The sequence below is a fragment of the Campylobacter sp. JMF_14 EL1 genome, from assembly GCF_027737585.1.
Taxonomy (GTDB): Bacteria; Campylobacterota; Campylobacteria; order Campylobacterales; family Campylobacteraceae; genus Campylobacter_B.
In genome coordinates this window covers 162,134-177,952 of record NZ_JAOVTW010000001.1, presented here as the reverse complement: position 1 = coordinate 177,952, position 15,819 = coordinate 162,134, and the positions used below count along the sequence as shown (strand labels likewise).

Annotated in this window: 16 protein-coding genes; 5 read left to right on the top strand and 11 right to left on the bottom strand. The window is 40.3% G+C overall.

From position 1 onward, the window contains the following. Positions 1-42: 42 nt before the first annotated feature. Together OFN73_RS00860 and OFN73_RS00855 are read right to left on the bottom strand one after the other, a co-directional pair. Complete coding sequence (locus tag OFN73_RS00860) at positions 43-714, bottom strand: hypothetical protein (protein ID WP_270861820.1); 672 nt, start codon at positions 712-714, stop codon at positions 43-45. A gap of 85 nt (positions 715-799) precedes the next feature. Further along, positions 800-2,200 carry a DUF4139 domain-containing protein gene (locus OFN73_RS00855; RefSeq protein WP_270861819.1) on the bottom strand — a complete coding sequence of 467 codons (1,401 nt, stop codon included), beginning with the start codon at positions 2,198-2,200 and terminating at the stop codon, positions 800-802. 98 nt (positions 2,201-2,298) lie between these two features. Here OFN73_RS00855 and OFN73_RS00850 point away from each other — a divergent pair, with 98 nt between their 5' ends. Next, positions 2,299-2,940 carry a Crp/Fnr family transcriptional regulator gene (locus OFN73_RS00850; protein WP_270861818.1) on the top strand — a complete coding sequence of 214 codons (642 nt, stop codon included), beginning with the start codon at positions 2,299-2,301 and terminating at the stop codon, positions 2,938-2,940. Between the two features lie 118 nt (positions 2,941-3,058). On the opposite strand, the gene OFN73_RS00845 is transcribed toward OFN73_RS00850, so the two are convergent. Next, positions 3,059-5,347, bottom strand: coding sequence for a hypothetical protein (locus OFN73_RS00845; RefSeq protein WP_270861817.1), 2,289 nt, complete (start codon positions 5,345-5,347; stop codon positions 3,059-3,061). 107 nt (positions 5,348-5,454) lie between these two features. Between OFN73_RS00845 and OFN73_RS00840 the strand changes: the two genes are divergently transcribed. After that, positions 5,455-6,363: a helix-turn-helix transcriptional regulator gene (locus OFN73_RS00840; protein ID WP_270861816.1), complete on the top strand. Its 909-nt coding sequence runs from the start codon at positions 5,455-5,457 to the stop codon at positions 6,361-6,363. Between the two features lie 29 nt (positions 6,364-6,392). Here the strand turns inward: OFN73_RS00840 and OFN73_RS00835 are convergent, their stop codons facing one another. Further along, positions 6,393-6,857: a hypothetical protein gene (locus OFN73_RS00835; RefSeq protein WP_270861815.1), complete on the bottom strand. Its 465-nt coding sequence runs from the start codon at positions 6,855-6,857 to the stop codon at positions 6,393-6,395. Positions 6,858-7,039: 182 nt separating this feature from the next. Between OFN73_RS00835 and OFN73_RS00830 the strand changes: the two genes are divergently transcribed. Then, the gene (locus OFN73_RS00830) at positions 7,040-7,216 is read left to right on the top strand and encodes a YgaP family membrane protein (RefSeq protein ID WP_270859000.1); all 177 of its coding nucleotides are present in this window, start codon (positions 7,040-7,042) and stop codon (positions 7,214-7,216) included. A 32-nt stretch (positions 7,217-7,248) separates the two neighbouring features. On the opposite strand, the gene OFN73_RS00825 is transcribed toward OFN73_RS00830, so the two are convergent. The 4 genes from OFN73_RS00825 to OFN73_RS00810 are packed head-to-tail and all read right to left on the bottom strand — an operon-like array spanning position 7,249 to position 10,039. Continuing rightward, the gene (locus OFN73_RS00825; RefSeq protein ID WP_270861814.1) at positions 7,249-8,322 is read right to left on the bottom strand and encodes a TRAP transporter substrate-binding protein; all 1,074 of its coding nucleotides are present in this window, start codon (positions 8,320-8,322) and stop codon (positions 7,249-7,251) included. Positions 8,323-8,353: 31 nt separating this feature from the next. Beyond that, the gene (locus OFN73_RS00820) at positions 8,354-8,587 is read right to left on the bottom strand and encodes a hypothetical protein (RefSeq protein ID WP_270861813.1); all 234 of its coding nucleotides are present in this window, start codon (positions 8,585-8,587) and stop codon (positions 8,354-8,356) included. After that, positions 8,577-9,623 carry a DHH family phosphoesterase gene (locus OFN73_RS00815; protein WP_270861812.1) on the bottom strand — a complete coding sequence of 349 codons (1,047 nt, stop codon included), beginning with the start codon at positions 9,621-9,623 and terminating at the stop codon, positions 8,577-8,579. Before OFN73_RS00815 ends, OFN73_RS00820 begins: the two co-directional genes overlap by 11 nt. Next, complete coding sequence (locus tag OFN73_RS00810; RefSeq protein WP_270858996.1) at positions 9,623-10,039, bottom strand: Rrf2 family transcriptional regulator; 417 nt, start codon at positions 10,037-10,039, stop codon at positions 9,623-9,625. Before OFN73_RS00810 ends, OFN73_RS00815 begins: the two co-directional genes overlap by 1 nt. A 108-nt stretch (positions 10,040-10,147) precedes the next feature. Between OFN73_RS00810 and rpsO the strand changes: the two genes are divergently transcribed. Further along, on the top strand, positions 10,148-10,420 hold the full coding sequence (gene rpsO, locus OFN73_RS00805) for a 30S ribosomal protein S15 (RefSeq protein ID WP_270858995.1): 273 nt from the start codon (positions 10,148-10,150) through the stop codon (positions 10,418-10,420). A gap of 443 nt (positions 10,421-10,863) precedes the next feature. Next, positions 10,864-11,685, top strand: coding sequence for a hypothetical protein (locus OFN73_RS00800; protein ID WP_270861811.1), 822 nt, complete (start codon positions 10,864-10,866; stop codon positions 11,683-11,685). Between the two features lie 8 nt (positions 11,686-11,693). Here the strand turns inward: OFN73_RS00800 and OFN73_RS00795 are convergent, their stop codons facing one another. Genes OFN73_RS00795 through OFN73_RS00785 form a run of 3 tightly spaced genes read right to left on the bottom strand, consistent with a single transcriptional unit; the run spans position 11,694 to position 15,770 of the window. Next, positions 11,694-12,062 carry a hypothetical protein gene (locus tag OFN73_RS00795; RefSeq protein ID WP_270861810.1) on the bottom strand — a complete coding sequence of 123 codons (369 nt, stop codon included), beginning with the start codon at positions 12,060-12,062 and terminating at the stop codon, positions 11,694-11,696. Positions 12,063-12,111: 49 nt separating this feature from the next. Beyond that, positions 12,112-13,176 (bottom strand): tyrosine-type recombinase/integrase, encoded by a 1,065-nt coding sequence (locus OFN73_RS00790; protein WP_270861809.1) that lies wholly within the window; start codon positions 13,174-13,176, stop codon positions 12,112-12,114. Beyond that, entirely contained in the window at positions 13,173-15,770 is a 2,598-nt protein-coding gene (locus OFN73_RS00785; RefSeq protein ID WP_270861808.1) for a YhdP family protein, read from the bottom strand. The genes OFN73_RS00790 and OFN73_RS00785 overlap by 4 nt, the downstream gene beginning before the upstream one ends. Positions 15,771-15,819: the final 49 nt, after the last annotated feature.

The window sequence follows — 15,819 nt, the reverse complement described above, 5'->3', positions numbered from 1 at the left end:
TTTTTTATTTTTTCGTATAGTTAAAATTTAACAACGATATTTTTAATCTAATCGCTTAAAATCAATAATAAAGGAAGTAATAATTCCAAAAATAGCACTAAATATAGCAATACAAAACCAAATCAATCCAAAACCATAAAAAATTCCAAAGATGAAAAAATCCAAATTTTCTAATTTCAGAATTTCTGAGCTATTGAAATAACCTTTTTTATTTTTTATTTCTATAAGATCATAACACATAAGCAGAAAAAAAGATAGAGAAACCAAAAATAGAAATCTATTTTTGATGAGCAAGCCTGAAAATTCGCCTGGTCGTAAAATCAAAGTGATAAATTGGTCTGGGGCGGATTTGTTTTCGTGTAAAAATATGCTGGGGTCATCTGCTCTTTTGCATTTTATCCAAAAACCATAATTAAAACCCAGAAAATAAATAGCATAAATGAAGCAACAAGCGCCATAAATTAGACCGAGTAAGCTCATTTCGCATAGATAAAATGTAACAAAAGTCGGTAAATTTTCGTATGAATAATTTACGATTTCAAAATGAGATTTCATAAAATTTATAAAAGTATTCAAAATAGGAAATTTTTCTACAATGTCGTTTGGTAAGACAAAAATTTGTAATGAAACTAGCAATGTAAAAATCAAAAAATAGTAGTTATATTTTTTGATTTTTTTATGCAAATTTAGTAATTTTGTTTCTTTATTTTCCATTGATACTCTTTTAAAATGTTGATTATGGCTCTAATACTAAAAGAGCCATAATCCAATTTGGCACTAAATGCGAAATAAACCCCGTTTAATCTCTACTATCGCTGATTTCATATCCGAAATTTATCGTTTTTGCCTCGCCGTTATTTAGCCTGAATTTCCAGCTTGCTCGGCCCTCAGTGTCGATATTACCTATTTTTGTGCCACTTTTATCAGTGATTTTGACTTTCTCGTCCGCGCTTAGTGGCATTTTGGCGAGTAGTTCGATATCCCAAGCCCGCTCGCTTGTGTTTTTCACCTCGTAATTCCAGCTAGAAATCGTGGTTTTTTTGGTGCCAAAAAAGTTTTCTTTGGTGTTTTTTTCATCGATTTTTTTGGTGACTTTGATTAGGCGATTTTGTCCTAAAAACACGCTAGTATCCACACCGGCAGGTATTTCCTCGCGCCAGTCTTGACCAGCATTTACCCCGTCGATTTCGATTGTCGTAAGGGCGTGATTGAGTGGCTTTTCAAGCTTTGTTTTGGCCTGCAAAAACGCTAAATTTTGGCTGTATGCGTCGATAAAAACGCTAAATTTCGCTTCTAAAATTTGCTTGTCAAAGTCGATTTTCGCGCTCTCATTTGGCGCAATGCTTAAATTTTCAATCATGTATGAGTTAGATAGTGTGAGCTCTGCATTTGTCGCCTGCACGGCGCGGTTGCTCATCGCAGCCCTTGGCGCGGCATTTAGCATGGCTTTTTGCATATACACGCCATCTGCTTCGTAAGTTTGCCCGCCGATATAGTGCGCCTGAAACGGCCTTGGGGCGAGCAGGGCAGAATACGCATACGGATAAATTGCCACACTAAGCGCGTCAAGAGCCGAATTTAGCGGGTTTTTCACGCGGATTGATTGCGTGATAGCAAGCTTTTGCTTCTCTGTATCGGCGCTGATTTTCGCGCTCGCCCCCTCGTTTAAAAACGCCGCGTATCGCAACGCAACGCTCTTTGGCGCACACGCAAAGCTTAAATTCGCATGCCTCATTTGCGCACTTGGTGTGCGTGCGATTTGCTCGTTTAGCGCGCTCTCATCGGCTTGAAGCTTAGCGATATTTTCAAAATCCCTTAGCGCGCCCATGTAAAATTCATCTGCATTTCCGCTACCAGAACTAGCCAAACTTTTGCTAAATTCAATCTTAGCCTGGATTGCCTTTTTTTGCGCTACTACCTTTGCGAGTGCCTCTTCTAGGCGTTTTCTCTCGTCGCTTTTTATCTCATAAATCCCGCTGTCTTCAAGGTTTTCTAGCTCGCACTCGCTTTTTATTTCAAGCAGACCTAAATCGAGCGTGGCAGGGATTTCTACGCTAAATTTCGCAGAGCCTGGGCTAAAAGTTTGGGTCAAAAAACTATCGTTTTGATAAATTTCGATGAAATTTTGCTTTGGTTTTTCTAGCTCGTTTGCGCCACAGAGCGCGCACGATACGATTAGTGGCAGGGTTAGGCTTTTCATTGCATCTCCTTAAAAATTTTCAAAATATTAGTAATTTAAAGTAAATGGTAGTTTAAAAGTGTAAAATGAAAGCTTTATAAAATTTTTAGGGGTGAAATATGCTAGAAGCGCAAGACTGGGAGTTTTTGAAGGGAAATTTTTGCGATAAATTTGATTTTAGCGGCGATGATTTGAGCTTGATTTACAAAAACGCGTATAAAAAGCGCCTCAGAGCGGGGCAGATAATCTATGCTAGCGAGGATTGTCTGGGCTATGTTTTGCTTCGTAGCGGGCTTTTGCGCGCATTTATCGGCACTGGGGGCAAGGAGCTGACTGTTTTTAGCATACAAAACGGCGAGAGCTGTATGATTTGCGATACTTGCAAGTTCGCCCTTGCCCAAAACCGCCTTAGCGTCGAGGCTAGAACCGAGTGCGAGCTCATCGTAATCCCGCCAAGCATTTTCAAAATCATAAAAGAACGCTATCCCGCCGTGCTAAATTTCGCCCTAGAAATCGTAGCCAAACGCTTTTTGCAAGTCATAATGGCAAGCGAGCAGGCGATTTTCGCGCCACTTAGCGAGCGCATAATGGGGTTTTTGCGCGAAAATTTGGGCGCGAACGGCGAAGTGTGCGCGACGCACGAAGATATAGCCAATCATATCGGAAGTGCCAGAGAGGCGGTATCGCGCGTGCTAAAAGAGATGGAAAAATCAGGCAAAATCGCCCTTAGCAGGGGCAAGGTCGTGGTGATTGAGATTTGAAATTTTGAAATTTTGCGTTTTGTTTAAATTTTGGTTTGCAAAATACTGCGCCGAAATTTTTTGAAATTTTAAAATTTTTAAAATTTGGCTAAATTTTAAAATTTAGCCAAATTTTGCGTTAAAACAGTCCCTTTAAAATCCCCTTAACAGCCTCTTTTGCCTTGTCTTCACGGCTTTTTTCTTTGGCATTATTTTGCGCGTCAGAATTCGCGCCAGTGTTTTGCCCTGATTTAGACCCCTTATCGCCTAGGAGTTTGTCGATACCTTTGCTGATTTCTTTGTTTAATTTTTCCTTCAAATACGCAGAATCGACGCTATATTTTGGGTTTTGCGTGGTGCCGGTGATTTGGACGCTAATATCCGTTTTTTCGATATTTGCCTTAACCGGGATATTGATTTGCTTGCTTTGGGTGTCAAATTTGCCCGCGCTCACATTTAGCTTGCTTTTTTGCGCGCTCATATTTGTGTTAAAAGTGATTAAATTTTGCACGATTGTGCCATCAAGCGTTACATTATTATAAACTTCGCCGGCTAAATCACGACCTAAAATTTTGCTTACGACGCCCATAAAATCGCTACTTTTGAGTCGTCCTTGATTTATGAGGGAGTTAAATTTGCCCTTTTTGGACTTTGTGTTGTAGCTAAAATCCATGTCCCCAACGCCGTCGTAAATGTGGCGCACACCAAGCATATCGGTCAGGTCTTTGACTGCGAATTTCGTGAGTTTGACGCTGACATCATCGTTTATCATTTTGCCGTTCATTGCCCCGCCAAGGATATTTGACGCAAACGAAACGGCGAAATTTTTAGGTTTGTAATCGATTTTGCCGTTTCCGTTAAATTTGCCAAACAGCTCAATGCCAGTTAGAAATTTCATCTTGCTTAAATTTGGCACATTAACGCTATAATCGGCGTTTAGAGTGCTAGTTTTGAGATTATAAGTCCCTGTTATTTTGTCGAAATTCGCCAAATCTGAGCCGAGTTTGGCGGTAAAATTCGCAAGCGAGTTTTTGATATTTGCGCCCAAATTTAGGCTAAATTTCGTATCGCTTGGGAAAGATTTGCCACTAAGTTTGTCGAGGTATTTTTTATAAAGCACGCCATTAGCGATATTTGCGCTAAGTTCGCCGTTTGTTCCAGAATCTAGATTTAGCTTAGCTTCGCCGTTTATCGCGCCATTTCCGATAGCTTCCATGCCCAAAAACGAGGTTATAACTGCCAAATTTAGCGATTTTGCGCGCACGCTTAGCGCGCTAAGATTGCCACTAGCTATCAAATTTCCGCCAAGCGCGTCGAGATTTAGGGCTAGGTTAGCTAGTTTTCCCGATTTTAGCGTGATATCAGCCACGCCCTTGCCTGAGCCTGAAAATTTCTGCCCTGTGATGTGAGAGAGTTTGGCAAAGTCGCTAATAGCGAAATTCGCGCTAACTTTGCCGTCTTTGCTAGGCGCATTATACGCGCCATTTATCACGGCTTTTAGGCCATTTTTAAAGGCGTTTATGTTTGTGTTTTTTAGCGTGAAATTCTTAAAATCGCTGATTAGCTCGCCACTAGCGAGTAAGTCGCCAGAGGTTTCGTAGTTTATGATTTTGGCTATGTTTTTAAGCTCAGGCACGCTTAGGGTAAAATCGCTTTGAAGGGTGCGCTTTTGCATATCAAAAATGCTTTGTTTCGCGCTTAAATTTGCCAAATTTGAGTTGATTTCGCTCGTGGCTTTGGCGATACCCTCGCTCACGCTGATATCGGAGTTTAGCGCGATTTTAACGCCACTTGGGATAGTTATGTTTAGATCTTTTAGCGCCTTTTCGTTTAGCAATAAATTTTGCGATTTTATGGTTGCACTGCCCTCTGGTGCGCCGTTTGTGGCGATGATATTGGAGTCAATGGCGACATTTCCGGTGGCGTAAAGTGGCTGACCTGCCACGGCTAAAATTTTGGCGACATTTAAATTTGGCGCTACGATTTGCAGGTCTGTGGGCATAAAATCTGTGAGATTAGCTAAAAATTTCACATCGCTATCAAATGCCCGTCCTGCGCCGTTTGCGCTGATTTTTTGCATATTTCCTAGCACGCGACCATTTAGCGAAACCCTTTCGCCGTCAAGTGCTACGCCAAAGCTTTTTAGATCTTTTGCATTTAGCTCGTAGTTTGTGTCGAAGCTTTTGGAAAAAATATCGTATTTGCCCACCAAATGCGCCGAAATTTCGCCATTAATTAGCGCCGTAATGTCGAAATCGTCGTAGTTAAGGTCAAATTTATCTAACCTAATATCAAAGCCCGTTTTCTCGCTAATGTATCGTTCGATATGAGGCTTAGTGATAGAGTTGCCAAAATCGCTCCAAAGTAGCGCGAAAACCCCGCCGAAAATCAATCCGATAAAAACCAAAATTCCTATGATATATTTCATAATTTGCCCTTTAAAATTTTTCGTAAATTTTATCGCATTAGATTAAAATTTTATGCCAAAAATTTTGATAAAATAGGGCAAAATTTACTAAATTTCAAGGATTTTTCATGCTACCGCTAAAACAAGTGGAAAATAAAAAAAATAAAAGATTAAATCAAATTTTTGAATTCATCAAATCTCGCCCTGCAAAAACGCAAGAATTAGCCCAAATTTTCGGTGTCAATGCAAAGACGATAGGTAGAGATATGGAGATTTTAAGGGATTGTGGCGTGGTAAAAGAGGGGTGGAGCTGGAAATACGACCCTAGCGCGCAAATGCGGGATTTAAGCGACGAGGAGAGGCTGGTGCTAAGCCTGATAGCAAGTCTGTGCGAAAACATATCCTCTGATTTTTATTTCAAAAATAGCGAGCTAATTTCTGGCTTGCTTGGGGGCATGGACGAGCAAATTTTGGCGTTTTTTGGCAACGAAAAGCTGGATAAAAAATCAATAGAAAAATTTAGTCTTGTCCAAAAAGCGATAAAAAACAAAAATATCATCAAATGCACTTACGGCAAGCATGAATTCAAAGCAAAACCCCTAAAAATCGCGTTTTTGGAGGGGTTTTGGTATTTGTTTGTGTTCGACTGCGGCGAAGGGGATAGGTTTAAGAAATTTCACTTCAAAGATATCGAAAATATAAAAATCACGCCCGAGGTTTTCAAAACATCCGCACAGGTGCAAAAGCGCATAAAACAGGCGCGCTCGGTGTGGTTCGAGCTAGAAGACAAGTATAGGGCGAGGCTGTGGATAGATGAAGTGATCGCGAAGTATTTTAGGCGCAAACCATATATCAACTGCGATTTTACAAAGGAGTGCGAGGACGGCTCGATCGAGATTGAGTTTGGGTTTAGCAATCCTATGGAGGTCAAACCGCTGATTTATCGGTTTTTGCCACATATCAAGGTCGTCGAACCGGCCTGGCTAAATGATGAGATAAAGGCGCAAATCGCGGGGTATCTAGGCGAGATAAGTTAGTCTTGCAAACTTTGCTTATCTCGCGATTATCACAAATAATTAGCTTCTAGCCTATCGTTTATGCTGTCTAGTCTGTGCTCTAAATCGATTATTGTATTTTCTAAAACCGCTATTTTCGCTTCTAAATTTGATATTTTTTTCTCTAAATTTCGCTCGTTGTCTTGCACATCGATTATTGTGTCTCTTAGAAATTCTATATCGTTTTTTAAATCCGATACTCTTTCTTTTAAACTATCATCGTAGTATGGCGAATAATCAGTGATTTTTTTATCGCCAACTTTGAAATCTTTGATTATTTTTATAGCTTCTTCTTCGTCCTTGACACTAAATGTGCCAAAATGAGCACCTGCTGGTCTAAAAAGACCAAAACTAATCTTGTTTTCTTGTGCGTTGATAATGCAAGCCATTCCACGGCTATCATTAACAAACGCATTTGAGCCTTGTTTTCTTTTTAAAGCACCGATTTTTAGCGGGAATTTGTCTAAATTTAGCATATTTTCTATCCTTTCTTTTAAATTTCAATTGGATTTTACTCAAAATTTCAGACACTTTTGTGTCAAATTTAGCCACGAAAATTTTCAAATTTGACAAATTTTCGGTGATTTTATCACTATGCGCGCGCTCTTAAAATGCTATAATCGCGCCGAATTTGTAAAATTTAGAAAAAGGAGAGAGTATGCAAAGCATAAAAAGTCGTATGATTCGTATAGTAATCGGCGCGATAATCATGGTAGTTGGGGCGTTTTATCACAGCTGGTGGGGCGCAGTGGGGCTAGTGCCGTTTGTCGTGGGGGTGAGTGGATTTTGTCCTGCGTGCTATTTTTTGAATCGTTGCAAACTGCCACAAAATTAAAATTTAAAAGTAGGGCAAACCTGCCCTACAAATTAATTCGAAGTATTTAAATCGCTTGAAGTATTGTTGATATAGGCGTTTGTGCTGATTTTGTTCCACTCGCGCCCGATTTTTAAAAACGCTCTTTGGCTATCCAAAATTTCTTTGAAAAGCGGATCTTTCGCACTTTCTTCATCTAAAATTTCATTTGTCGCGCTTCTTAGTTTTTCGACTACATCGGCTGGGAAATTGCGGACTTGCACATTTGGAAACTGCGCTTTAAGCTCTGCCCAAATTTTAGAATTCTCATAAAAGCCCTTGTTTTGGAAGTTTTCGCCAGCCATACGAGCTGCTGCTTCGATGATAGCTTGCAAATCAGCAGGAAGCTTCTCGAAAGCCTTTAAATTCACCAAAATTTGGCAATCCCCAGCTGGTTCTTGCCAGCCTGTGTAGTAGTAGTTCGCCACTTTGTGGAAGCCAAGAGGCATATCATACACTGGACTTACCCACTCCACAGCGTCGATTGTGCCCATTTCTAGCGCCATAAATAGCTCGCCAGTTGGGACAGTGTTTATCGTAGCGCCTAGCTTGCTCATTACCTCGCCACCAAAGCCAGGAATTCTAAATTTAATGCCTTGCAAATCAGCTAACGAGTTGATCTCTTTTTTGAACCAACCACCCATTTGCATGCCAGTTGAGCCCATTAGAAATGTCTTCATGCCATATGCGCTAAACATTTTGTCATTTAGCTCTTTTCCGCCACCATAATAATACCAAGCGTGTTGCTCATCAGTAGTCATACCAAATGGCACGGCAGTCCATAGCATGGTCTTTGCGTCCTTGCCTTTGTAGTAATATAGCGAAGTATAGCCTAAATCATACTGACCGCTTTTTACAAAATCAAAAACGCCAAAGCTGGCTTTGTGCTTTGACGGAGTGTCGATACGGATTTCCAATCGTCCGCCACTTAGCTCTTCGGCGTATTTTTTAAACTCATTAGCCGCGTCGCCCAGAACTGGCATAGTGCTCTCCCAGGTGCTAGCTAGGCGCAAGCGGTATTTTTTATCTGCCGCGAAAGCGTGTGTCGAAAAAAGCATTACAAATGCTAAAACTAAAAATTTTTTCATAAAAATCTCCCTTCAATAAATTTTTAAAATTTTAATTAAATAATTCAGGTTTGTTTGCGCGCAAAAACTCAACCACAGCGATTGGTTCGTCTGCACCCTGCGCGTCTGAGTTTTGCAGGACTTCGTCGATATTTTCGATATAGGCTTGCGCGGCGGCTTGGAGTTTGTCGCGTCTGACGCCAGCGTAGATTAGCATGGCTTCGAGTGTGATATTTAGCTCGTAGATTAAATCATCGTTGCTTAAATTTTCGTTTTCAGATTTCATTTTCTGCCTTTTGGGTTTTTAAATTTATGAGTTGTTCGATTTGGGACTTTATCGCTTCGTATGAATTCGCGTCCTTAAAGCCGATAAAAATCCCGCCACTAGCGTTTGCGTGTCCGCCACCGCCAAGTAGATTTTTCGCCATTGCGCTCACATCGACTTTGCCGTTTGCACGGAAACTTAGCGTTTTTTTCGAGGTTACATCGATGAAAAAGTCCATATCAGGGTTGCGCGTCAAAAAGTCATTTCCGATGACGCTGACATTGCCGATATTGTAGGTCAAAATGCCTTTGTGGTTCTCGTATTTGATGATAAATTTGTCTTTTTGCGCGCCAAGGAGCGTGACGACATAATCCGAGATTAGGTTGCTTAGCGTGTCATTTCGCTCGGCGTTAAAAAAGCTTTTTTTGATAGCGTGAAGCGCGTCATCTAGGGCGATGTGAGGCTCGTTTAAATTTTGAAATTCAAAAATTTTATTTAGCAAAAAATTTATATACTCTCTGCTTTGCTCTTCGAACATGATTTTGTTGATCTCTTTTGCGCCCGCGACCATACCAAGGCAAACCTTGCCAAGCTCGAACTCGCTCTCATCTTTTAGCCAGATATCGACTGCATTTACGACCTTGACAAATTTCGCTAGCTCTTCGTCCTCGCCAAAAATCGCGCTGAAAAAATCATAGGTGATTTTGGTAGCGCAACGAGAATTATCCAGCAGATACCAAGGGTGCTTTTGCGCGCACTCTGCGCCACTTTGGTGATGATCGAGCAAGAAAATTTTGGCGTTTTTTTGCGCTAATTGTGTTTGAAATTTCTCGCACTGAGCGGGGAGCAAATTTAGATCAGTTATCAAAACAAGTGATTTTGCGTCTGGGTTAGTTTGCAAATTTTCATCGATTTTGCCCAAAATTTGGTCAAATTTTTCGACGATTTCTTTGCCATAATTTGCGTTAAAAAACTCCACGCCATTAAGGTAGTGCGCGACTACGAGCTGGGCAGAGTATCCGTCTAAATCGGTGTGGCTTAGGTGGTAAATTTTCATTAACGCTCTTTTTTGATAATGTCTTGCAAGGTGACATTTTGCATATACTCATCGACTTTGTCTTGAAGCTCGTTAAACATGAGATTTACGCGACATAAAGCCCGTCCGTTTGGGCAGCCTTTGGTGCCTTCTTGTGTGCAATCAAAAATCGAAGCTTTGCGTTTTTCGGCACTTGTGATGATTTCAAGTAGGGTGATTTCGCTAGGTTTTTTGGCTAGGCTAAATCCGCCTTTGGCGCCTTTAAATGAGTTTAAAAGCTTGCTTCTGGCTAGGCTTTGCAAAATTTTGGCTAAAAAACTGCGTGAAATTTGAAGTTTTTCAGATATCGTATCGACATCCACAGATTCGCTATTTTGATTTTGAGCTATGCAAATCATCGCAAGTAGGGCGTATTCTGACGCTTTTGTAAAGAGCATTTTCTCTCCTTTTTTGATAAATCCGACTATTTTACCCAAAAAAAGCAAAAATTTAGGTAAATTTAGTATAATTACCGCTTATTTTATTTCACCGATCAGGAGGTCATTATGGCTTTAGACACGGCTCAAAAAGCACAAATAGTTGCGAAATTCGCTAGAAAAGAGAAAGATACAGGTTCAGCAGAGGTGCAAATCGCGCTACTTTCTGCAAAAATTGCATATCTTACAGATCACATCAAAGCAAATCCAAAAGATTTCTCGTCTCGCCTTGGACTACTTAAAATCGTAGGTCAAAGAAAAAGAATGATGAAATATCTAAAAAATAAAGATTACGCTACATACTCAAAACTAGTTGCAGAACTTGGTTTAAGAGATAAATAATTTCAGTTTTTATTTTGTCTTAAAGCGCGTCTAGCCTCGCTAGATGCGCTTTTTTTATAACTAAAAATTTAAAATTTTTAAGTGATAATCATCAATTTATAACGCACAAAACACAGCGATATTCAAATTTTAAAAGCCTATACCTAAAATTTAGTAATCTTATGCGAAAAATTTTCGTGTGCTGTGCTTTGTATGGGACATGCAAGTTGAAATTTTTTATTATAAAAAAAATTAAACATCGCAAAGATAAATTTTGCATTATAAAATTTTATAAATTCGGTGATAAAAATTTTTCAGTTTTGACGACTTTACTTGTTATATTTACTCGTAGTAAAAAACAATAAAAATTTTCAAATTTCCTCGCAAATTCCCCAAATTTTAGCCCATTTTAAGAGGGGGGGGGGATACAATATAAACTTTATTTTTTTTACAAAGGGCGAAAAATGATTGATAGCGTGGTTGCAAGCGAGCTGTTTATAAACGAGGATATTTTGACATTTTGGGCGGGCAGAAACAAAGAAATCTGCGATATGTGCGTGGCAAACGAAAATTTCGATCGTATCAAACGCTACAATATTTCGCTATCGAATCTCAAAGTCGATACTTTTAGAGCTGGCCATGTGCTTTTTGGCGATGTGGGCGATATATTTTTGAAATTCAGTGCGGGACGCATTAGGTTTTACGGCGACAAGGCTCCAAGGCTGTATCAGGGCGTGTGCCATACCAAAACCAGAATCGGGCGAAAAGATGTGGAGTTTCACTTCGTCTATGCCTCGGCTTACGACGCTAGCGACAATCTCATCGAGGTTTTGCACATCGCAAACGACAAAGAGACTATGTTTTGCCTCGTCGATATCATGCTAAATGGTCAAGATTTCAGCGTCGATGAATACCATGCGCCGACTAAAATCGACCTTGACGCTGACCACACTAGAAGGGTTGCGAGCGTAGATGTGCGAAACCAGCAGTGGAACATAAACACCGCCAAAACAGCCGAAAAAGCAAAAGACGAAAATTTGGATAGCGAGATGATTAAACGCTCTAAATTTGAGGTTGCGGGGCAGATTTCGACACTGCTAGAAAAGCACAAAGAGACGCTGAAAAATATCACAAATAGAAGTGGCGAGAATTTTTACGATTTGTATGCGAAATTTAGCGTTTATGACGATTTTTTGAAAATCGAGAGCTACAAAAGCGCGCTTGGCGATATCCAAACAATCCTAAATAAAATTTATAAAATCAAATTTGACAGGCTTTTGGACTGAAATTTGGGTCAAATTTGGCTTTTTGTTTGAAATTTGCGTGTAATTTTACGATAAATTTTATGATAAATTTTGCGCAAAATTTCAAGTAAAATTTGGGCTTGAATTTTAAAATTTAAAATTCCATTTAAATTTAGCGTTGAGCGATTTTTTGAATTTGGGCTAAATTTTAATATTTTGCAAAAATACTGCGCCGAAATTTTTGGCTCGTAGATTGCCACGGCGACTGCGTCGCCTCGCAATGACAGCGGTTTTAGGGCAATGAATTTTGCGTTCGTGGATTGCTTCGGCGATACTCGCCTCGCAATGACAGCAATTTTAGCGTAAGGCATTTTAAGCTCGTAGATTGCTTTGTCGCTTTGCTCGCAATGACAAATCAAAAAATTTTCAAAATTTCACGCTCAAATTCCACAAATTTCATGCTAAATTTCACTCACCAGAGAAATCCTCCGCTACCATTGCGGCTAGGCGGAGTTTTTCATTATCGAAATGCGTGTAAATGCGCGAGGTATTCAGGCTCGCATGCCCTAGGGCTTCTTGGACTAGCACCAAATCTTTTTCGCGCTTGTAAAGCATGGTCGCAAAGGTGTGGCGTAGCATGTGCGCGCCGTTTTTTTTCTTGCGAATTCCTACGCTTAAAAGCAGTTTTTCTACGATTCTACTGATATAGGCCTGAGTGAGCGCCGAGCCTTTTTTGTTGGTAAAGACATAATCATCTTTGTTTGCAAAATTTGTTTCCAAAGCATCCAAATCGCCCTGGATAAGGCGCTTTTTTATCATTACGACGCGGTATTTATTTCCCTTGCCTCGTATCCGCAAGACATACAAATCTCCGTCCTCGCTGATATCCTTGCGGCGCAGGTTTATCGCCTCTCCGACGCGGATCCCTGTGTAGATAATCACCTTTAAAATCAATCTATTTCTATGGGTAAATTTCTTAAAATCTGCGCTATTTATCGCGCCGATAAATTTTGAAATTTCATCTTCGCTTAGAAACTCAGGCAGTTTCACGCCACGATTTCCGCTCACGCCACCCCAGCTTTTAAGCTCTATTCCGTAGTTGTGCGAGGCGCCATTAGTTTCGTTTTGGCGGTCGATGAAGCCAAAAAAGTTTATCACGGCGATTCGGTAGTTTTTTTTGCTTGCATCGCTTAGCCCTCCCGTGATAGAGGCCAAAACCTCGCTTAAAAGCTCTTCGTCGATATTTTTCATGCTTTCTAGCTCGTAGGATAAAAGCGCGTTATAGAGCTTAAAAAGCGGGTTGAAATATGTATTAATGCCAGTTAGTCCTGCGTTTCTAGCGTCTTTGGCTAGGCTTGAAAGAACTTCGATATTTGGGACATTTTTGGCTAGTGCCATTATGGTTTTGCTAAACAGCTCCTCGTTTTTAAGCTCTTTGTTTGAAAGCGAGCTTAGCTTATACCTGACGAATTTAGCCATCCAAAAAAGTAGCGAAGAGGCGAAATTTTCTTTGGCGTCTAGGGGTTGTTTCATTTCTCGTCCTTAAATATCACAAACGGCAACATTAGCGTGTTTTTGATGAGATTATATGGGGTTTTTAAAACATCTGTGGTAACGGCTGTCGAGTAGGTCGGCTTGCTCATAGTGCCTCGAATTTCGATGATAGTCGAGATTGTCTTATCCTCGCCTAAAATTATTTGATTTAAAAGCGGGATTTTCGAGATTATCGAGCTTGCGTCTTTGAGATATTTTAGCTCTAAATCAATATTTAGCGCGCCTGATTTTAGATTTACTTCGCCGTTTCCTGCGATATCTGCGCTCGTGCCCTCAAACTGCATTGCGTTTAGATAGATTTTATCCTCGCTGCGGCGGAAGTAAATTTTGCCGTTTTTCACGCTAAATCCGCGGTCATTAAAATCTGGCGTTTTGAAAGCCAGAAGCGAAGGGACGGAGTTTAGGAAGCTAAGGAGTTTTTGATAGACGATATAATCTTTCAAAAATGTATTTTCGACCAAAATCTCCCCTCGATAGTTTCTTGGATCGATTCCGCTGGCTTTGAGCGTGAAATTTCCACTATCGAAGCTTTGCGAGCCGATGATTTGATTCAGCTCCCTGCCACTGATATTTTGCGCGAAAATTTGAAATAGGCTTTTTCTGAAAATTAGCTTAAAATCGCCTTGCTTGAATTTCGCATTTAGGCTCATATCCTTGCCAGAAAGCGAGCCTGAATACGACACCAAGTCGATAGTTTTGTTCATATCGGTTAAAATCACAGATGAATTTGTGCCAGAAAAGTTAAATTTCGAGCGCGCAGAATTCGAGCCTGAGTTAAATTCGCTGGTTTGGACGCTAGTATCTATCATGATATCGAGGTCTTTTAGCGTGATATTTGTGCCAGCCTTGCCACTGCTAAAACTTAGTTTGCCATTGCCCGTAGCGCCATTTAGCGAGCTTCCTGCGACCTTTAAATTTAGACTATCGCTATTGTAATACCTGCCATTTTTTTCTATCAAACCAAAGTCAAATTTCAAATTTTTGCTAGTGATTGTGAAATTTGAAAAATCAGCCGTGCTAATGTGCGCATCACCGCCCGTGATTCCGATAGTTTTGAGGGTTTTGGAAAAATTTATTAGATCTTTTATCTCGGCTACATTTATGTCGATTTTATCGCCAAATCTCATATCTGCACCTAAAAACTGCGAGTGCAAAATCGGCGCAGTCCCGCTAAAATCGAGCGTGAGATTGTCTTTGACATTTGAGAATTTTAAAATTTCATTATCCCCAGCCGTGATATTAAAGCTTTTTATCTCTCCGCTAAATTTAGCTTTTCGCGTGGTAAAATCAATAGTCCCGTCTGCTGTGGCGTTGAAAATTTCATTGCCTAGATTTGAGTTTTTGATATCAAGTTTTTTCTCCGTGATATGCACGCTAGCGTGCGAGCTTTTAAATTTCGCCTTTGAAATCATAATTTCGCCGTTTTTTAGGCTCACATTTGCATCTACGGCTGCGCTTTCATGCACTGGGTCGATGTCGATTAGCACTCGTGCGTCGATTTGCTCGGCCTTGCTGACATACACTGGCTCATTTATGCCATAAAACGCCAAAATATCAATCAAATCCTTGCCGATATTTTCTTTGGTGCGCAAATCCAGCGCGACAATCGGCTCTCCGCTAAAAATTTGCTTGATTTTCACCCCAGAGCCATCTAAGCTAATGCCATTAAAGGTCGGATTGCCGATAGCGATATCTAGCGTGCCATTTTCTAGTGTGATATCAGCGCAATCAGCCAAAACTGGCGAAACGGTGCTAGCGAAGCTCACATTTAAATCCTGCGCGCTAGCTCTTGCGAAAATGCGCTTCTCATCGGCGTGGGGATCGTCTAAATCAATGGCGATTTTTAGGGTGTCGATGTAGTATTTCTGCGCTACGACCAGCCCGTAAATCCACTCTTTGGCGTGAGGATTAAGGCCTGTGAGCGCGCCAAGCTCGTCCATAAAGCGTTTTAGACTCGTGGCGTGGGCGTTTGAAACCTCTAAATTTAAATTTGAGCCCACATTTAGCGCAGAAATTTCGCCTGAGATTTCATGCGAAGCAAATGTGCCGTTAAAATCATAAATGCTGGATTTGAAATTCGCGCTAGCCTCGCCTTTAAGCGTGGCGTTGAAATCTTTGAGTGAGATTTCATTTACGCTTACTTTTAGTCCGTTGCTAAGCTGGCTAAGGCCTGCGTTTATGCGAAAATAGCGAGTGTCGATGAAAAATATATCATCGTGGTATAAAACCTCGATTTTATCCTCGCCAATGCGTAAATTTTGGATATTAATCTCCTCGAAAAATTTCATCGCAAGGGTAAATTTCTTGCTATATTCGATGAGTTTTTCGTTTTTTTCCCTAAGTTCGGCTGGGGTTTTTGGCGTAGGATTTGCGTCTGAGAGCTCTTTTTTGTTGATTTGCAGATCTTTTACGCGCAAGATTAGATTGTTTTCAAGCTTTAAAAAAAATCCCTCGATTTTGACGAATTTATTCTCAAATTTATCGATTTTTACCCCTGTTTTTATAAAGATAATTCCACTCATAAAAAGTAAAAGCAAAATGGTAAAAAATCCGTAGATTATCTTTCGTATCACACGCTCTCCAAACTTTTGGCTAAATAAATTTGTGCGTATAATATAAAAT